Annotated in this window: 16 protein-coding genes; 5 read left to right on the top strand and 11 right to left on the bottom strand. The window is 28.6% G+C overall.

The window, feature by feature from the left end; translation table 11 throughout:
• Positions 1-463: 463 nt before the first annotated feature.
• The 3 genes from FVE74_RS05415 to FVE74_RS05405 all read right to left on the bottom strand — a co-directional run bounded on the left by FVE74_RS05415 (position 464) and on the right by FVE74_RS05405 (position 3,245).
• On the bottom strand, positions 464-1,981 hold the full coding sequence (locus FVE74_RS05415; RefSeq protein ID WP_147003576.1) for an ABC transporter permease/substrate-binding protein: 1,518 nt from the start codon (positions 1,979-1,981) through the stop codon (positions 464-466).
• Positions 1,974-2,720, bottom strand: coding sequence for an ABC transporter ATP-binding protein (locus FVE74_RS05410; protein ID WP_147003575.1), 747 nt, complete (start codon positions 2,718-2,720; stop codon positions 1,974-1,976). Before FVE74_RS05410 ends, FVE74_RS05415 begins: the two co-directional genes overlap by 8 nt.
• Before the next feature lie 75 nt (positions 2,721-2,795).
• Positions 2,796-3,245, bottom strand: a complete 450-nt coding sequence (locus FVE74_RS05405) for a MarR family transcriptional regulator (RefSeq protein WP_147003574.1) — start codon at positions 3,243-3,245, stop codon at positions 2,796-2,798.
• A 171-nt stretch (positions 3,246-3,416) separates the two neighbouring features.
• On the opposite strand from FVE74_RS05405, the gene FVE74_RS05400 reads away from it, so the two are divergent.
• The 5 genes from FVE74_RS05400 (at position 3,417) to FVE74_RS05380 (ending at position 7,578) form a co-directional block, all read left to right on the top strand.
• Positions 3,417-4,478, top strand: a complete 1,062-nt coding sequence (locus tag FVE74_RS05400; protein ID WP_147003573.1) for a zinc-binding alcohol dehydrogenase family protein — start codon at positions 3,417-3,419, stop codon at positions 4,476-4,478.
• A gap of 155 nt (positions 4,479-4,633) precedes the next feature.
• On the top strand, positions 4,634-4,990 hold the full coding sequence (locus FVE74_RS05395) for a Fur family transcriptional regulator (protein ID WP_147003572.1): 357 nt from the start codon (positions 4,634-4,636) through the stop codon (positions 4,988-4,990).
• 37 nt (positions 4,991-5,027) lie between these two features.
• A complete protein-coding gene (locus tag FVE74_RS05390) occupies positions 5,028-5,942 on the top strand; it encodes a metal ABC transporter substrate-binding protein (RefSeq protein ID WP_147003571.1) in 915 nt (304 codons plus the stop codon).
• Between the two features lie 52 nt (positions 5,943-5,994).
• A complete protein-coding gene (locus FVE74_RS05385; protein WP_147003570.1) occupies positions 5,995-6,693 on the top strand; it encodes a metal ABC transporter ATP-binding protein in 699 nt (232 codons plus the stop codon).
• A gap of 42 nt (positions 6,694-6,735) precedes the next feature.
• Positions 6,736-7,578, top strand: a complete 843-nt coding sequence (locus FVE74_RS05380) for a metal ABC transporter permease (protein WP_147003569.1) — start codon at positions 6,736-6,738, stop codon at positions 7,576-7,578.
• 87 nt (positions 7,579-7,665) lie between these two features.
• Here FVE74_RS05380 and FVE74_RS05375 read toward each other — a convergent pair whose 3' ends face one another.
• From FVE74_RS05375 to lacA, 8 genes are all read right to left on the bottom strand, one after another.
• Entirely contained in the window at positions 7,666-8,673 is a 1,008-nt protein-coding gene (locus FVE74_RS05375) for a LacI family DNA-binding transcriptional regulator (RefSeq protein ID WP_147003568.1), read from the bottom strand.
• Between the two features lie 224 nt (positions 8,674-8,897).
• Positions 8,898-10,304 carry a 6-phospho-beta-galactosidase gene (gene lacG, locus FVE74_RS05370; protein WP_147003567.1) on the bottom strand — a complete coding sequence of 469 codons (1,407 nt, stop codon included), beginning with the start codon at positions 10,302-10,304 and terminating at the stop codon, positions 8,898-8,900.
• A 59-nt stretch (positions 10,305-10,363) separates the two neighbouring features.
• The gene (locus FVE74_RS05365) at positions 10,364-12,067 is read right to left on the bottom strand and encodes a lactose-specific PTS transporter subunit EIIC (RefSeq protein WP_147003566.1); all 1,704 of its coding nucleotides are present in this window, start codon (positions 12,065-12,067) and stop codon (positions 10,364-10,366) included.
• Entirely contained in the window at positions 12,067-12,384 is a 318-nt protein-coding gene (locus tag FVE74_RS05360; protein WP_146964330.1) for a PTS lactose/cellobiose transporter subunit IIA, read from the bottom strand. Before FVE74_RS05360 ends, FVE74_RS05365 begins: the two co-directional genes overlap by 1 nt.
• A 150-nt stretch (positions 12,385-12,534) precedes the next feature.
• The gene (gene lacD, locus FVE74_RS05355; RefSeq protein ID WP_147003565.1) at positions 12,535-13,512 is read right to left on the bottom strand and encodes a tagatose-bisphosphate aldolase; all 978 of its coding nucleotides are present in this window, start codon (positions 13,510-13,512) and stop codon (positions 12,535-12,537) included.
• Between the two features lie 294 nt (positions 13,513-13,806).
• The gene (locus FVE74_RS05350) at positions 13,807-14,745 is read right to left on the bottom strand and encodes a tagatose-6-phosphate kinase (protein ID WP_147003564.1); all 939 of its coding nucleotides are present in this window, start codon (positions 14,743-14,745) and stop codon (positions 13,807-13,809) included.
• A 164-nt stretch (positions 14,746-14,909) separates the two neighbouring features.
• Positions 14,910-15,425, bottom strand: coding sequence for a galactose-6-phosphate isomerase subunit LacB (lacB, locus tag FVE74_RS05345; protein WP_147003563.1), 516 nt, complete (start codon positions 15,423-15,425; stop codon positions 14,910-14,912).
• Positions 15,426-15,482: 57 nt separating this feature from the next.
• Complete coding sequence (gene lacA / locus FVE74_RS05340) at positions 15,483-15,905, bottom strand: galactose-6-phosphate isomerase subunit LacA (protein WP_147003562.1); 423 nt, start codon at positions 15,903-15,905, stop codon at positions 15,483-15,485.
• Positions 15,906-16,186: the final 281 nt, after the last annotated feature.

Genomic DNA, 16,186 nt, shown 5'->3' with positions numbered 1-16,186 from the left:
TTTATATTGTAATTTAAGCAGACAGAAAAAATATTATTTTGTTAGTTAGTGTTAAGAGAAATAAAATAATAAATAATAATATATTAGACCTGTTCGACAACCTAAATTTTTTATTTCCACAAGGGGTTAAGACCCCTTGTTTCAGAATATTCGTTTTATTAAATTTTAGAAGTTTCCAAACAAGTCTATTATATATATATTATATAATGATATATATTATATAATGAATATCTGTATTATATATTTTATAAATATAAACGTCCGATAATTTAATTATATTATAAAAAATTAAAAAATTTAATATTGATATTTCTTCTATAATCTTTAATCTTTGTTGTTTGTATTGTTAAACAATAATCTGTCATAATAAATAAACAAATAAGAAAATAAATTTGATTTTTTCATAAAAAAAAGCCAAATTTTCACTTGGCTAATTTTTTTAATTAATTTTCTAATTTTATATTTATTTTTTAATAATTCCAGCATTTCTCAAATATTCTCTAGCAACATCTTCCGCTTTCTCACCTTTCACAGAAACACGATAATTCATTGTCGACATTTCTTCATCTGAAATTTTTCCACTCAATTTTTCCAAAATCTTTTTCAATTCAGGATATTTTTTCAAAGTTTCCTCACGCATCATTGGAGAACCTTGATATGGCGGAAATAAATGCTTATCATCCTTTAAAATGACCATATTATACTGAGCAAGTTCAGGATCAGTAGAGTATGCGTCAACCAAATTAATATCGCCACTTTGAACAGCAACATAACGGAGTTTTGGCTCAAACTCTTTAATATTCGGAATTTCAAACTGATACAATTTTTTAAGTCCAGGATAACCATCTTCACGGTCATTAAATTCTCTTGTAAATCCAGCTTTTATCTTATCCTTCACTCTCGCCAAATCAGAAATCGTCTTCAAATTATTTTCATCAGCAAACTTCTTGCTAACAGCGATTGCATAAGTATTATTATATTTCATAGGTTTTAACATAACCATTTTAAATTTAGTTTCCATTCCTTTTTGTGCTTGATTAAAAACATCTTCAGCATTATTATTCACAGGAGTTTCATTCAAGAAAGTGAAAACGGCAGTTCCTGAAAATTCAGGATAAATATCAATATCGCCATTTTTCAAAGCATTGAATACGAATGAAGTTTTTCCAAGTCCAGGTTTTAACTCAACGCCAAGTTTACTATTTTCTTCAATCAAAATTTTATACATATTTATCAATATTTCTGGCTCAGAACCAAGTTTTCCAGAAATTATCAATTTGTCTTTTTTTGTATTATTAAAACTGCTAATTGACCCAAAAAGAGACGCAAATGTGATTAAAATTAGGAAAATTAATATTTTTTTGATACTCAATTTTTCCAATTGCTTAAAGATGAAATCGAATAAAATCGCAAGTAAAGCGGCAGGAATTGCTCCTAACAAAATCAAATAGTTATTATTCCTATCAAGACCAAGTAAAATCAACTTTCCAAGTCCTCCAGCTCCAACAAGTGAAGCCAATGTGGCAGTCCCAATAATTAAAACTGCAGCCGTTCTAACTCCTGTCATTATTACAGGCATAGCCAGTGGAAGCTGAACTTTTGAAAGTTGCTGAAATTTATTCATTCCTAAAGCTCTTGAAGTTACCATATACATTGGATCCACGCCAGTAATTCCAGTGTAAGTATTATGTAAAATTGGAAGCAGAGCATAAAGTATTAAGGCGATTATAGCAGGTTTTCTCCCAATTCCAACAATAGGAATTAGAAGTGCTAAAATTGCTAAAGATGGTATAGTTTGAATAACGCCGTTAATCGCAATAACAATATTTGCTAATTTTTTATGATAGCTCAAATAAATTCCTAGTGGAATGGCGATAATTAGAGCGATTATTAGTGCAATAAAAGAAATTTGAATATGCTCCACAATTCCACTAAAAAGTTCGTCTTTTTTTTCTAAAAAAGTCAAAATTAATTTATTCATAAATTTCACCTTCTTTCTTTTTAAAAGCTATAAATTTTTTCACAAAATCATTTTTAGGATTTGATATTATTTCATGTTTCGTTCCAGATTGAATTAATTCGCCATCTTGAATAATGCAAATTTTATCCCCCAATAAAAATGCTTCCTCAATGTCGTGAGTTACAAAAACAATTGTTTTGTGAATTTGTTTCTGAAGTTTTTTCACATCTTCCTGTAAATTTGCACGAGTGATGGGATCTAATGCACTAAATGGTTCGTCCATCAAAATAATTTTTGGATCAGCAGCTAGAGCTCTTGCAATTCCAACCCTTTGTGCTTCTCCACCAGACAATTCCGAAGGGTTTCTCTTTCGATATTTTTCAGGCTCAAGCCCAACCATATTTAATAACTCATTAATTCTCGCATCAATTTTTTCTTTCTTCCATTTTTTCAATTCAGGCACAATCGCAATATTTTCTTCAACCGTCATATGCGGAAAAAGTGCCACTTGCTGCAAAGCATATCCAATATCCCAACGCATTTTGTGAATATTATAATCCTTCACATTTTTACCATTAATTTTCACTTCCCCAGTCGTATTATCCTCTAACCGGTTAATCATTTTCAAAAGCGTAGTTTTCCCGCTCCCAGACGGTCCAATAAAAACCGTAATTTCAGACTCCTTTATAGTCAAGTTTATATTTTTTAATCCAACATTCCCATTTGGATAAGTCATTCCAACATTGATAAATTCTATCATTCATTTACCTCCAGTTAAATACCAAATAAATTTTTATAAATTTTATAAATTTCAAATTTTGTTCAGTATTTTAAATTATTTTTTATTAAATTCCTGTTCAGCTTTTTCAAAATTATACAAAACTTTTTCTAAAGTCGCCTCAAAAGCCAATCTCTCCTCATCTGAAATTCCTTCAAAAGAGATTTCAGTCATTTTGTCAGAAATTTCATCATATTCACTTTTCAAAGATTTAGCATAATCCGTTAAAAAAATTAAACTTTTCCGTTTATCAGTCGGGCAAAATTTTCGTATCAATAATTTTTTTTCTTCCATCCGTTCAAGCATCGTTGTAAGTGAACTCATAGCAAGACCAGATTTTTTCGACAATTCTCTATTACTAATCCCATCATTTTCCCAAAGCACATGCAAAATTCGACCTTGTTCCCCATTAAACGCCGTTATATTTTTTTGTGCCAAAAATTTATTCAAAAGTCTAGTATTTACTTGTTTTATTCTGCTTATATAAAATCCAGAGTTTGATTTCATAGTATTTTCCTCCTTTACAAAATTATTACTATATGATAATATATTCACATAAAAATATTACTATATCGTAAATTTATATTACCATATAGTAATTAAAAAGTCAAATATTTTTTATAAAAATGATAAAATGTTTTAAAAATAAAAAAAACAAAAGGAAGGAAGTTAAGATTTATGAAAGCAATGGTGCTTGAAAAACCGTGTAGTGCTGAAGAAATGAAAATAAAAAATGTTCCAATTCCAGAAGTGAAAAAAGATTGGATTCTTGTGAAAATAAAAGCATTTGGAATAAATAGAGCTGAAATTTTTACTCGTCAAGGAGATTCGCCATCGGTAAAACTTCCAAGAGTAATTGGAATTGAATGTGTTGGCGTTGTGGAAGATCCAGCTAACAGCGATTTTAAAAAAGGTGACAAAGTTTTTTCGATGATGAATGGCATGGGAAGAGAATTTGACGGAAGTTATGCAGAATATATTTTGATTCCGAAAAATCAAGTTTATAGATTGCCTAATGAAAAAAGTTTCTTCAAGAATATTGATAATATCAAGTTAAAAAATAAGGAGCAATTAAAAGAAAAATTTTCAAAAAATTTGGAAATTACAGAAGAAAATATTTTCTGGTCAGAAATTGCAGCGTATCCAGAACTTTATTATACAGCGTATGGCTCACTTTTTAAAAGTTTGAAATTAAAGGAAGGAGAAACACTTTTAGTTCGAGGTGGAACAGGGTCGGTGGCATTAGCAGCTATTCAGTTGGCAAAAGCTATCAATGTGAGAGTTATCGCTACGAGCAGAAGTGCATCTAAAGAGCAGTTTTTGAAGGAAAAAGGCGCAGATGAAGTAATTGTTGGGAATGAAAATTTTGATGAAAATTTGAAAAAATTATTCCCAGATGGCGTGGATAAAGTTTTAGAATTAATTGGAAGACCAACTTTGAAATCGTCACTAAAATCAGTAAAGCAAGGTGGAATCGTCTGTATGACAGGATGTCTTGGAGGATGGATAATTGAAGATTTTGAGCCATTGGTTGATATTATTTCAGAGTCATATTTAACTTCATTTGATAGTACAAATGTCAATAAAGATACAATAAAAGAAATGTTTGAATTTATTGAAAAATATAATATTAAACCATGCATTTCAAAAATATTTACATTAGATGAGATTTCTTTGGCACATAAATATTTAGAATCAAATAGTGCTAATGGAAAAGTTATTATAATGACAGAACAATAATTTTTTAGTCCGTATAATCTGAAGTTTTTTATAAAATATATGAAAACCTATTCATTTGACAAATAGGTTTTTTTAATATATAATAAATTATATTTTGCGAATGATTTGCAATTTATTGAAATAAAAAACGTTTTTTATTATTAGGAGATGTTATTATGAAATTAACTAAGAAAAGGCAACAAATACTTAATCTTATACAGTCTTCAGACACTCCAATAAATGCCAAGTTTTTAAAATCAAAAGTAGATTTTGACTTATCGACAGTTTATCGGGCTTTGGAATTTTTAGAGAAAAATAATTATATTTTTTCGTTTGACTTTGAAAATGAAAAATGTTACTTTAAGGAAGAAAATGCCAATTTTTTTATTTGTGATTCTTGCAAGCATATTGAAACTGTGCCAGAATTTTCAAATGAAGAAACAGAAAAGGAAAAAAGCGAATTAAAAAAACGAGGCTTTTCACTATTGTCACATCTTTCTATTTTTAAAGGAAAATGCAACGATTGTGATTAAATTTATGATTTACAAAATACATATAGGAGGAATTAAAATGAAAAAATTATTATCATTACTTTTATTATCAGCTCTGTTTATTTTTTCTTGCGGAAATAAATCAGAAACTAAAAAAGAGCAAGGAACTGCAGGAACAAGGGAAAAAATTGTAACAAGCGTACCACCTTTGAGATGGCTCACTCAAAAAATTGCAGGAGATGATTTTGAAGTTATTTCAATTGTGCAGCCAAATATGAATCATGAGTTATTTGAACCCAAACCTTCAGACTTGAAAATTTTGGAAAATTCAAAAGTATTTTTTACTTATGATATGCTGGGATTTGAAGAAACTATTTCTGATAGTTTGAGTGATAAAAATAAAATTGTTAATGTTTTAGATGGTGTTGATAAAAACTTGTTTATCAAAGGAGATCATGACCATGAACATGAGCACGAACATGGGAAAAATGAAAAACACGAGCATGAAGAACATGAAGGAATTGATCCACATGTTTGGTTTTCGCTTGATATGATGCCTAAAGTTGCTGAAAATATAAAAAATGAATTGTCAAAACTTTATCCAGATAAAAAAGAAACTTTTGAAAAAAATTACAACGCTTTCATTACAGAACTTAATCAAGTAAAAGCAGAACTTTCACAAAAAATGGCTTCAAAAACTAAAAAATCATTTATGATTTATCATCCTGCATTAAACTATTTCCTAAAAAATTATGCCATTGAAGAAATTTCAATCGAGCAGGAAGGAAAAGAACCATCAGCACAGCAAATAAAGGAAATTATTGACGAAGCAAAAGAACATAACGTAACTACAATCTTAGTTCAACCTCAATTTCCAAAACAAAGTGCTGAAGCTATTTCAAAAGAAATTCCTAACTCAAAAGTCGCTGAATTTAATGTTGACAAGGAAAATGTCTTTGAAAATCTAAAACAGTTTGTAGACTATTTAAATTAAAAATTTTTATTCAAAAAAAGAACGAGAAGAAAAACGAAAGGATAAAAATTTGATGGCTAATGGACAGAATAAAAAACTTGTGAGTGTACAAAATCTTAATTTTAAATACAACAATGACTATATTTTGAATGATATAAATCTAGATATTTTTAAAGGAAAAAATGTTGCAATTCTGGGAAGAAATGGTGGCGGAAAATCGACTTTAGTAAAGGTTATGCTTGGATTTTTAAGAAAAAATTCTGGCAGTATTAAATTTTTTACAAATGAAAACAAAATTGGTTATTTGCCACAAATAAGGGAGTTTGACACTTCCTTTCCCATTAACATTTTTGACTTGGTAATATCGGGATTGACTAATAAAAATAATCTCTTCAGAAGATTTAACAACGAAGAAAAAAAAGGTGCTGAAATACTCTTGAAGGAATTTGATATTTTTCATTTAAAAAATAAATTGATAAACGAAGTATCTGGTGGACAGCTTCAAAGGGCATTAATTGCACGTGCCTTAATTTCTTCGCCAGAACTTATTTTTCTTGATGAGCCGGAATCATTTCTGGATAAGGAATTTGAATTTAAACTTTTTGAAAAAATAAAGGAATTGTCAGATTCAACAATAGTTGTAATTTCTCACGAACTTGAAAAAATCTACGATTACATTGATTCAATTTTTGTCGTGGAAGGCAATATTCGAGTTTACGAGAAAAAGGAAGATTACGTGTGCAACAATCCTTATTTACATTCACACAAATAAAATTTACAAAATTAAAGATAAATTATTAAAGATTGGGGAATTATGGAATTTATAAAAATTTTTGAATACGCTTTTATGAGAAATGCCCTTATTGTAGGGCTTCTTTCAAGTATATGCTGCGGAATAATAGGAACTTATATTGTAAATAAAAAAATGGTCTTTATTTCATCAAGTATTAGCCACGCCTCTTACGGCGGTATCGGAATAGGAATTTACCTGATTTACTTCTTTAACTTGCCAATAAAAGATCCATTATTTTTTGGACTGATTTTCTCAATATTGTCAGGTGTGCTGATTTTGATTCTAAAAGACACTCTTCACGTTGACGGTGATTTGGGAATAGGTATCGTTATGTCAATGGGAATGGCTATTGGAATTATTTTTTCCTTTTTGACGCCAGGCTACCAGTCCGATATGTCAACTTATTTATTCGGAAATATCCTTTTATCCAACAGCCTAAACATAATTTTACTGCTAATACTGGACATCATCACAATCACATTTTTCATCATCTTCTACAAAAGCATCGTCTACACCAGCTTTGATGAAAACTTTTACAAAATCCACAGCGTCCCAGTAACCTTCATAAACTACTTTATGATAATCCTAATATCCTCCGTCATAATAATAAACATAAAAACAATAGGAATTATCCTAATAATCTCAATCCTGACAATCCCGCAGGCAATCGCAGCCTCACTCGCAAGAAAATACTCAACAATCATAATTCTATCCATAATTTTCTCATTTATCGGAATACTGTCAGGATTATATTTTTCCTATACGCTGAATATTCCGTCAGGCCCTTCGATTATTGTATTGCTTACGATTTTATTGGCGTTAGTTAAGGTTGGGGGATTTTTTAAACAAAACTTTAGAAATTAATATAAAATAGGTAATCTGATAAAAATTTGATTACCTATTTATTAAGTATTAAATGTAAAAAAACATTTTCATTTTTTTATTTTTAATTTATATTTTTTGACAACTTTGCCTTTCTATTAATTCAATAGGTAAAAAAACTTTTTTGTGGTAATCTCTTTTTCCTTCTAATAATTCAACTAAAGAATTTACTGTTTCTTGAGCTATTAATTTTGTATCTATTTTTATAGTTGTCAAAGGCGGTGTATAATATTTTGATAATTTTAAATCGTTAAATCCTATTATTGACATATCTTCTGGAATTTTCAGCTTTTTTTCCCGAATTGCTCTATATGCTCCCATTGCAATCGAATCATTTCCACAAAAAACTGCTGTCGGCTTATCTTCCAATTTTAAAATTTCTTTCATCATAAAGTAGCCACTTTCCATCGAAAAATCGCCAATTTTAAGATATTCTTCTCTATACAGTCCATTTTTTATCATTATTTCCTTAAAATATCTTTCTCGAAAATCCACTAAATTTTCCACAACTTTATTCCTTCCTACTAGTAACCCTATTTTTTTATGTTTTAATTTAAACATATAATTTAAAACCATTTCAACTGAATTTCTTGTGTCAAATTTTATATAATCTGTGATATTATCCGTGTCATACACATCTACACAAATAATATTTCCATTTAAAGTTTTAAAAAATTTTAACTTTTCCTTATTTATTTCACCGACAAAAATAATTGCATCTGCAAAAGAAAAAGTTGCTATTTCATTGGATTTTATTAATTTTTGGATTTCATATAAATTAAAAATCCTTATTCTAGAAAAAATTTTTTTTAATTTGTTTTCTAAATTTATTTTTAAAGAGACAAAATAAGGATCTTCTTTTTCAATTTTTTCATCAAAACATTTTATTATTGCAATATTTGACTGTGAAATTTTATTTTTCTTTCTTTTTTTTACATAATTTAGCTGTTTTACAGTTTTTAAAACTTTTTCTTTTGTACTTTTACTCACATAAAAACTATCGTCGTTATTTAATATTCTGGAAACTGTCGTTATTGAAACTCCTGCTTTTTTTGCAACTTCTCTGATCGTAGCCATTTTATCCTCCTTTCTATTAATTTAAAAATTTTTATAATATTTTATTTTTTTATTTTATCAAGATTTTTTGAATAAAAATACACCAAAAGTAAGAACTTTTTAAAAATTATAATAGAAATAAACTTATAATGAATATATTGTATAATAAAAAAAGCAAAAAATCATTTATTCAATCAAAAATTTTTACTGCAAATGGGGATAACCCAAACTATCCCCAAATTTTATTATTCAATTTCTTTTGTTTTTGCCACTTTTTTATACCAATATGCACTTTTTTTAGGATAACGTTTTTGTGTTTCAAAGTCAACATAGAATAGTCCATATCTCTTTTCATATCCATTTGACCAAGAAAATACATCCATTAATGACCATAAGAAATATCCTTTTACGTTAGCTCCATCTCTTATGGCGTCTGAAATTACTTCTAGATGTTGTTTTATATAGTCAATTCTAGCATCATCATAAACTGTATTATCTTCAAAAACATCTTTATATCCTAAACCATTTTCAGTAATATAGATTTTTTTATAGTTTGGATAATCTCTTTTAACTCTAAAAATTTGATCATAAAGACCTTTTGGATAAATTATCCAATCCCAGTCAGTTCTAGGAATACTTTCGTTAGCTCTTCTTTGTCCTATACCTTTTAATTGATATTTAGAGCTTCCTTTATTTCCAGTGGCATTATGAATAATTTCATTTTCACCATCATATTCAGTCATCCAATCACTCATATAATAATTTATTCCAAGGAAATCATTTAAGTCTTTTGCTGCTTTCAATTCTTCAAAATCTTCTTCTCTTAAATCTAATTTTCCACCATTAACTTTTAAAATATGATTTACACCTTCCATTGTTTCTTTTGAATATTCACCTTTAAAAGTAGCATCTAAAATAAATTTATTATGAATGATGTCATCCAATTCAGCGGCTCTAACATCTCCAGGATTATTTGGATCATAAGGATATTTTGTTGGCAAAGCACAAACCATTCCTATTTCTCCGTGATAGCCATTTTTCTTAAATAAATTAACTGCTTTTGCATGTGCTAAAACCATATTGTGATGTGATTGAAATAATTTTTCAAAATCATATTTTATTCCTGGAGGGAATTTCCCAACAAGATATTGTCCTTCTCCAATAGGTCCTATTTCATTAAATGTTGTCCAGTAATTTACTTCAGTAAATTCTTCAAAACAAAATTTAGCATAATTCAAAAAATGTTCTATATTTTCACGATTTAAAAAGTCTCCATTTGAATGTAAAACTTCTGGTGTATCAAAATGATGAAGCGTTATAAAAGGTTCAACTTTTCTTTTTTTACATTCAGCAAATAATTTATGGTAAAATTCTACTCCTTTAGGATTTACTTCTCCATATCCATTTGGAAAGATTCTAGACCATGCAATTGAAATTCTTATTCCATTTATTCCAAATTCTTCACAAAGTTTCAAATCTACTGGATATTGATTGTAAAAATCACTTGCTGGCTCAGCTGTATACCAATAATTTTCTTCCAAAAAAGTATCCCAAGCCACACGACCTTTACCATCTGTTTTTGTTGCACCTTCAGCTTGATATGCTGCTGTTGCTCCACCAAAAATAAAATCTTCTGGTAATCTTTTTGACATAATTAAACCTCCATAATTATATAAAACTACTACTATTACTTAGTATTAAAATACATTAATTAATCTTGAAATTGTTTTTGTACAAAATCTAATGCACCTTTACCATCACGAGTCAATTTAATATACTGAGCTCCTTCAGTTTTAGCTAATTTAATTCCTAATTTATCAGTTTCTGCTTTCATATCTTCAAAATTTGATGCAACTTGTGGTGCAAGAATAACTAAATCAAATTCAGGAAGTATTTCACGATGTGCACCATACCCACCTGCTGCAGCTTTAACAGGGACATTAAATTCTTTTGCTGCTTTATTTAAAGCATTAGCTAGAAGTCCACTTGTTCCTCCACCGGCACACAATACAAGTACATTTGTTTCTTTTGTTATATTATTTTTAACAGCCTCAGTTTTTTCAACCCCAGCTTTTTTAAGTATATTATCTGCTTTTTCAGTATTGAAGTTAGCAGCTACTTTATCTTTTAATTCGTTATTTGTAGTTCCTAGACGTTCTTCTTCAAGAATTTGCTTATCGTATACTTTTATGAATGGATAATAAATAATAAAGTCCACAACTATTAAAAGTGCTGCTAAAATAAATGATAATACTTGAAGATTTGTCCCCAAGATTATTCCCAACGGTCCTGGAGTTGTCCATGGAAGGTTAGCAGTAAAGCTGTTCATTCCAAACACATCTATAAATATTTTAAAAATCCAAACATTTACTATTGGTGCAAAGATAAATGGTATAAAGAATACTGGATTTAATACAATTGGAGCACCAAATAAAAGTGGTTCATTTACACCAAAGAATGTAGGCACTACAGAAGCACGTCCAATAGCTTTATTTCTCTTAGATTTACAAATCCACATAAACATAAATGGCACTATTAAAGTTGCTCCAGTTCCTCCCATTGTAACTATAAACATTTGTGTTCCTGAAGTTAAGATTTTATCCGCATGTTGTCCAGCTCTCATAAGATTTAAGTTTGCATCTATATTAGCATAAGTAACAACTGCAATAGCTGGTTCTACAATTGAAGGTCCATGAATTCCAACAAACCAGAAGAACGCAAAAGCTCCAAAGATAATAGTAATTCCTACATATCCATCGGCTGCTGAGAATAAAGGTCCAAAAAGTTTACCTACTGCTTCTGCAACTCCTGTACCAATAAAATGACGTACAAGAATGTCAAGAACATAAAGTGATACAACTGATAAAGTAAATGGTATTACATCTTTAAAAACTTGTGAAATATTAGGTGGAACTTCTGAAGGCATTTTAATAGTTACTTCATTTTTTATACAAAATTTATAAATAGTTACAGTTATAAATGATGCTAAAAATGCAGTTAAAAGTCCTTTTGTCCCCAAGAATCCAGTTGAAAATCCATCTTTAGTGGGATCTGCTGCTAACAATAACAAACCAACCATCGAAGCTAAAAGTGTAGAAATATAATTAACTTGATTAGTTGCTGGCATAGAACGATTTACAGAATCTGTTAAAGATTTAGCTGTTGTTCCAGCTACTAAAAATGCTAAGATACCCATAGAATAACTATATGGTTTCATTAATAAAGCTTCTATACTTTTTGGCCAAAAAAATCCAAAAGCATTTGGAACATAAGCAATTAAGATAAAAATACTAGAAAACAATATAACTGGCATACCAGCTATAAAACCATCACGAATTGCTCTTAAATATATATTCCGAGATAATTTTTCAAAAAAAGGTTTCCCTTTTTCTATAAATTCAATCAGTTTTTCCATTACTTTGCTCCTCTTTTATATAATTCTATTAAATGTTTCATTAATTCTTTCAGTAATATTGTTGTCATTAAATGGTCTTGTCCATGAACCATAATGAAACTTATTTCCAAATTTTCTCCAGCTGCTTCTTTACCTAAAATATCTGTTTGTGCATTATGTGCACCAACTAAGCATTCTTCAGCTTCTTTTACTAAGTTTTCTGCTTCTTCAAATTCTCCATTTTGAGCTTTATTTAATGCAATCATTAATTTAGATCTTGCATCTCCTGCATAAGCTACTATTTCAAATCCAACCATTGTTACATCTTCTTTAGTCATAGTGATTTTCTCCTTTTCAATTATTATTTGGTCATTCATACGTATTTGCAAAATACAATTATTTTTAATTTATTTTCTACTTTGCAACAAGGGGTAGAAAACCCCTTGTTAATATTACTCTTTATTTTTTTTTATTGCATATAACTTATTTTATTTTTCTTTCCAAGATGTAGCAGTTTTTGCAACTACTTCATTTAATTCTTCAATATTTTTTCTTCCAACTGTATTTAACCAGTTTACTGTAGCTTCTTCTCCGTCTTTTGCGAATACTTCTACTCCATTTGCCCAAGTTGCTCTTCCACATAATACTCCATTAAATTTAGCTCCTGAATCATGAGCGAATTTCAATGTATCTTGGAATAATTTTGCACTAACTCCAGCACTTAAATAAATGTATGGCAAGTTTGTTGCTTCATCTTGTTGTTTGAAATAGCTTGCTGCTTCTTCTTTAGTATAAACAACTTCTCCATCAGCAAATCCTTCAACATATTTCATATTTACAGGAACCTCTACTTTCAATACATCTACGTTATATCTTGGTTTAGAGAATTCTTTCATTGCTTCGATAACTTTTCTTGGTTTCAATTTTGCAAATTCTGCTGTGCTGTTGTCAGCATCTTTGTAGTTGTAGCTTAAAATTTCTAAGAAGAATGGAATATCTTCAGCTACGCATTCAGCTCCAACTCTTTCCATGTATGCTCTCTTTTGATTGTTGATTTCATCACTTTCATCTACGTCATAGTATAATAAGAATTTTACAGCATCTGCTCCTTCTTCTTTTAATCTTTTTGCAGACCAGTCAACAAGGCAATCTGGCAATCTTCCAACTGCATTTGCATCATATCCAGTTTTTTCATAAGCTAATAACAATCCTGCATTTTTATCTCTAGCTTTTGCTGCATCCAATCCATATTCAGGATCTAACAAGATTGAAGAAGAGTATTTTGTTAAATGTTTTGAAACTAATACTTTAAATTCTTTTATTTGTTCAGCTGTTGCTTCTGAAGCTTGATGTTTATTCAACATTTTTTTCAAAGCTCCTCTTTGGTCAATTGCTAAAGCTGATATAAATCCATTTTCATCACTTAAATTTTCTAAATATTTTCTTTTTTGATCTGTTAATTTCATCCTTATTTCCTCCTAAAAATATTATTATCTTTATCAATTTCTGATTTATTTTGTACTTAACTTTATTTAAATTATATAAAATAAAATATAGTCATAATAAAATTTAATTTATTTTACAGCATTCAAAATCAATTTTAAAACTATTAGCTTGATTATGAGAGAATCCAAGCATATCCACCTATTCTGAAAGTTGGAAATGATTTTTAATATACTGTATTTAGCTATTATTAAAAATCTAGATATAAATTTCAAATTTTATTCTTACACTATATAAACTTCTTTAATAAATCTTTCTTACAAATTAACTACTTCAATTTTTCCAAACAATTCTTCATATCTTTCTAAATTTACAAATCCTGTTAATTTTTCCATTGCATTTAGCATTCCAAGAACGTTTGCTTTTCTTAATAAATCTTCATCATTTGCATTTTCATGAATTGCTGATGTTATTCCTGCAACTGTTGAATCTCCTGAACCTACAGGATTTACGACTTCTATTTTAGGAACATTCACTTTATAAAATTTATCATTGTGTTTTGCAAATGCTCCATCTGCTCCAAGTGAAACAATTATCCACTCAATATTTTCAAATAATTTATCTTTTAAAACTTCTTTCAATTCATCTGGATTTTTAGACACATCTTTTCCAATTAATTGTGACAATTCTTCTGTATTAGGTTTTATCACTTTTGGTTTGTGCTCATTTTCCAAAACTTCTACTAATGCTTTTCCTGAACAGTCTAAAACAACTGGTTTCCCATATTTTTCACAGATTCCAATCATTTTTGAATAATAATCAGTTTCCAATCCATCTGGTAAACTTCCTGAAATAGCGATAATTTTAGTATTTTCATTTTTTACTAATTCTTCGAAGTGTTTTAAAAAATTTTCACTTTCAGATTTTGTTATAATTGGTCCTTTTTCTAATATTTCAGTTTGATTTCCTTCATGTAAAATTGCAATACAATTTCTAGTTTCTCCTGAAATTTCAAAAAAATCATTTTTTATTCCTTTTTTTGATAATTTCTTTTGAATATCTGTTCCTAAAGCACCACCTATAAGTCCAGTTGCAACAACTTCATCATCTAATTGTTTTAATACTCTTGTAACATTTAAGCCTTTTCCACCAGGGGTTTTACTAACCTTAGCTACTCTATTTACAGTATCTAAATTAAATTCTTCCAAAGGATATGAAATGTCAACAGAGGGATTCATTGTCACTGTTAAAATCATTTTAACCAGCTCCTTTATTTTATTTATCTCATCTGTTTAAAAATTAATTATATTTAAAATCGAACCTAAAAGGAAAAAAAACTATAATTAACAGGATTAATGTTATTTTTTAAGTCCGATTTTAAAACAAAATATTATAATTTTAATTTTTGAAAAAATTTATCCTAATCTTTATATTCTCCTCTGTCCCATTTTTCCAAAAATTCATCAAAAAAGTCATCATTTTCTTGATTAGGATTCACAGTTTCTATTGCTTTAATTTTTGCAATTAATTTTTCACTTTCTTCAGTTTTTTTGTATTTTGCTTTTATAAAGGCTTCCACAATATCAAATAGTAATAATTTTCCAGTTATTGCACCACCAAATCCAATTACATTTGCATTCAAATGTTCTTTTGCATAAAGTGCTGAAGTCATATCTCTTACTAGAGCTGAACGGATTCCTGGAACTTTATTTACACTATTATTAATTCCAACTCCTGTTCCACAAATACAAACACCTAAGTCAGCTTTTCCATTTACTACAGCTTCTCCAACTCTTCTACCATAAATTGGATAATGCGTTCTTGTAAAATCATAAGTTCCACAATCTAAAACTTCATAACCTTTTGATTTCAAAAAATCCGATAATGCCATTTTCACATCGGTTACTATGTGATCACATCCAATTGCAATTTTCATATTTTTTTACCATCCTTTTTTAATTTTCTATTTTTTATTATTTTTAAATTAAATAAACTAACACATTTTATTTAACATATCTACTCTAATTTGATGTCTTCCACCGTCATAAGGAGCGCTTAAAAAATCTTTTACGATATTTTTAGCAAGTCCTTTTCCAACAATTTCAGAACCTATTGTAATAATTCTAGAGTTGTTGTGTCTTCTAGTCATATATGCTGATCTTTCATCAGAAACTTCTGCTGCTATCATTCCTTTTATTTTTGTAGCAACCATAAAGCTTCCTGCTCCATATGCATCAAACACAATTCCTAAATTATCATCACCTGATAAAACTTCTTTTGCTACTGCACAAGTTGTATCTACAAAATCTTTATCTTCAGATTTATCAATTACATCATACCCATTTTCCAAAAGATAATTTTTGATATAATCTTTTAAACTTTTGCCGTCCGTATCAGCACCTAATATTACTTTCATCACGGTCATCTCCTTTATTTTAATATTCTTTTTACTTTTTCTGTTAAGAGTATACCTCAAAAAAAACAAAAATCAATACTTTTTGTTTGTATTTCAAACATAAAATTGTTTGTTTAGTAAACAAAATTTTTAATATATAATTTTTTATGCTATTTATATAATTTTAGTTGTAGTAAACAAAAATTTAATTTATATTTAAACGAAGAAAAATTTTTAACTTAACTTGACAATTTAAATTTAAAATTTGACAAAAAAAAAGTACCTCCGAACTTTTAAGTTCT

This window comes from Leptotrichia wadei (assembly GCF_007990445.1).
GTDB classification, from domain to species: Bacteria; Fusobacteriota; Fusobacteriia; order Fusobacteriales; family Leptotrichiaceae; genus Leptotrichia; species Leptotrichia wadei_A.
Note: the sequence above shows the minus strand (reverse complement) of the source record. Positions and strands in the feature narration are given on the sequence as shown.

What these genes read in the sequence shown, in the direction of transcription:
- FVE74_RS05405 (WP_147003574.1), bottom strand. Translation starts at nt 3,245, where the DNA reads ATGAAATCAAACTCTGGATTTTATATAAGCAGAATAAAACAAGTAAAT.
- FVE74_RS05400 (WP_147003573.1), top strand. Translation starts at nt 3,417, where the DNA reads ATGAAAGCAATGGTGCTTGAAAAACCGTGTAGTGCTGAAGAAATGAAA.
- lacB (WP_147003563.1), bottom strand. Translation starts at nt 15,425, where the DNA reads ATGAAAATTGCAATTGGATGTGATCACATAGTAACCGATGTGAAAATG.
- lacD (WP_147003565.1), bottom strand. Translation starts at nt 13,512, where the DNA reads ATGAAATTAACAGATCAAAAAAGAAAATATTTAGAAAATTTAAGTGAT.
- FVE74_RS05350 (WP_147003564.1), bottom strand. Translation starts at nt 14,745, where the DNA reads ATGATTTTAACAGTGACAATGAATCCCTCTGTTGACATTTCATATCCT.
- FVE74_RS05415 (WP_147003576.1), bottom strand. Translation starts at nt 1,981, where the DNA reads ATGAATAAATTAATTTTGACTTTTTTAGAAAAAAAAGACGAACTTTTT.
- FVE74_RS05360 (WP_146964330.1), bottom strand. Translation starts at nt 12,384, where the DNA reads ATGACTAAAGAAGATGTAACAATGGTTGGATTTGAAATAGTAGCTTAT.
- FVE74_RS05385 (WP_147003570.1), top strand. Translation starts at nt 5,995, where the DNA reads ATGGCTAATGGACAGAATAAAAAACTTGTGAGTGTACAAAATCTTAAT.
- FVE74_RS05395 (WP_147003572.1), top strand. Translation starts at nt 4,634, where the DNA reads ATGAAATTAACTAAGAAAAGGCAACAAATACTTAATCTTATACAGTCT.
- FVE74_RS05380 (WP_147003569.1), top strand. Translation starts at nt 6,736, where the DNA reads ATGGAATTTATAAAAATTTTTGAATACGCTTTTATGAGAAATGCCCTT.
- lacG (WP_147003567.1), bottom strand. Translation starts at nt 10,304, where the DNA reads ATGTCAAAAAGATTACCAGAAGATTTTATTTTTGGTGGAGCAACAGCA.
- FVE74_RS05365 (WP_147003566.1), bottom strand. Translation starts at nt 12,067, where the DNA reads ATGGAAAAACTGATTGAATTTATAGAAAAAGGGAAACCTTTTTTTGAA.
- FVE74_RS05410 (WP_147003575.1), bottom strand. Translation starts at nt 2,720, where the DNA reads ATGATAGAATTTATCAATGTTGGAATGACTTATCCAAATGGGAATGTT.
- FVE74_RS05390 (WP_147003571.1), top strand. Translation starts at nt 5,028, where the DNA reads ATGAAAAAATTATTATCATTACTTTTATTATCAGCTCTGTTTATTTTT.
- FVE74_RS05375 (WP_147003568.1), bottom strand. Translation starts at nt 8,673, where the DNA reads ATGGCTACGATCAGAGAAGTTGCAAAAAAAGCAGGAGTTTCAATAACG.
- lacA (WP_147003562.1), bottom strand. Translation starts at nt 15,905, where the DNA reads ATGAAAGTAATATTAGGTGCTGATACGGACGGCAAAAGTTTAAAAGAT.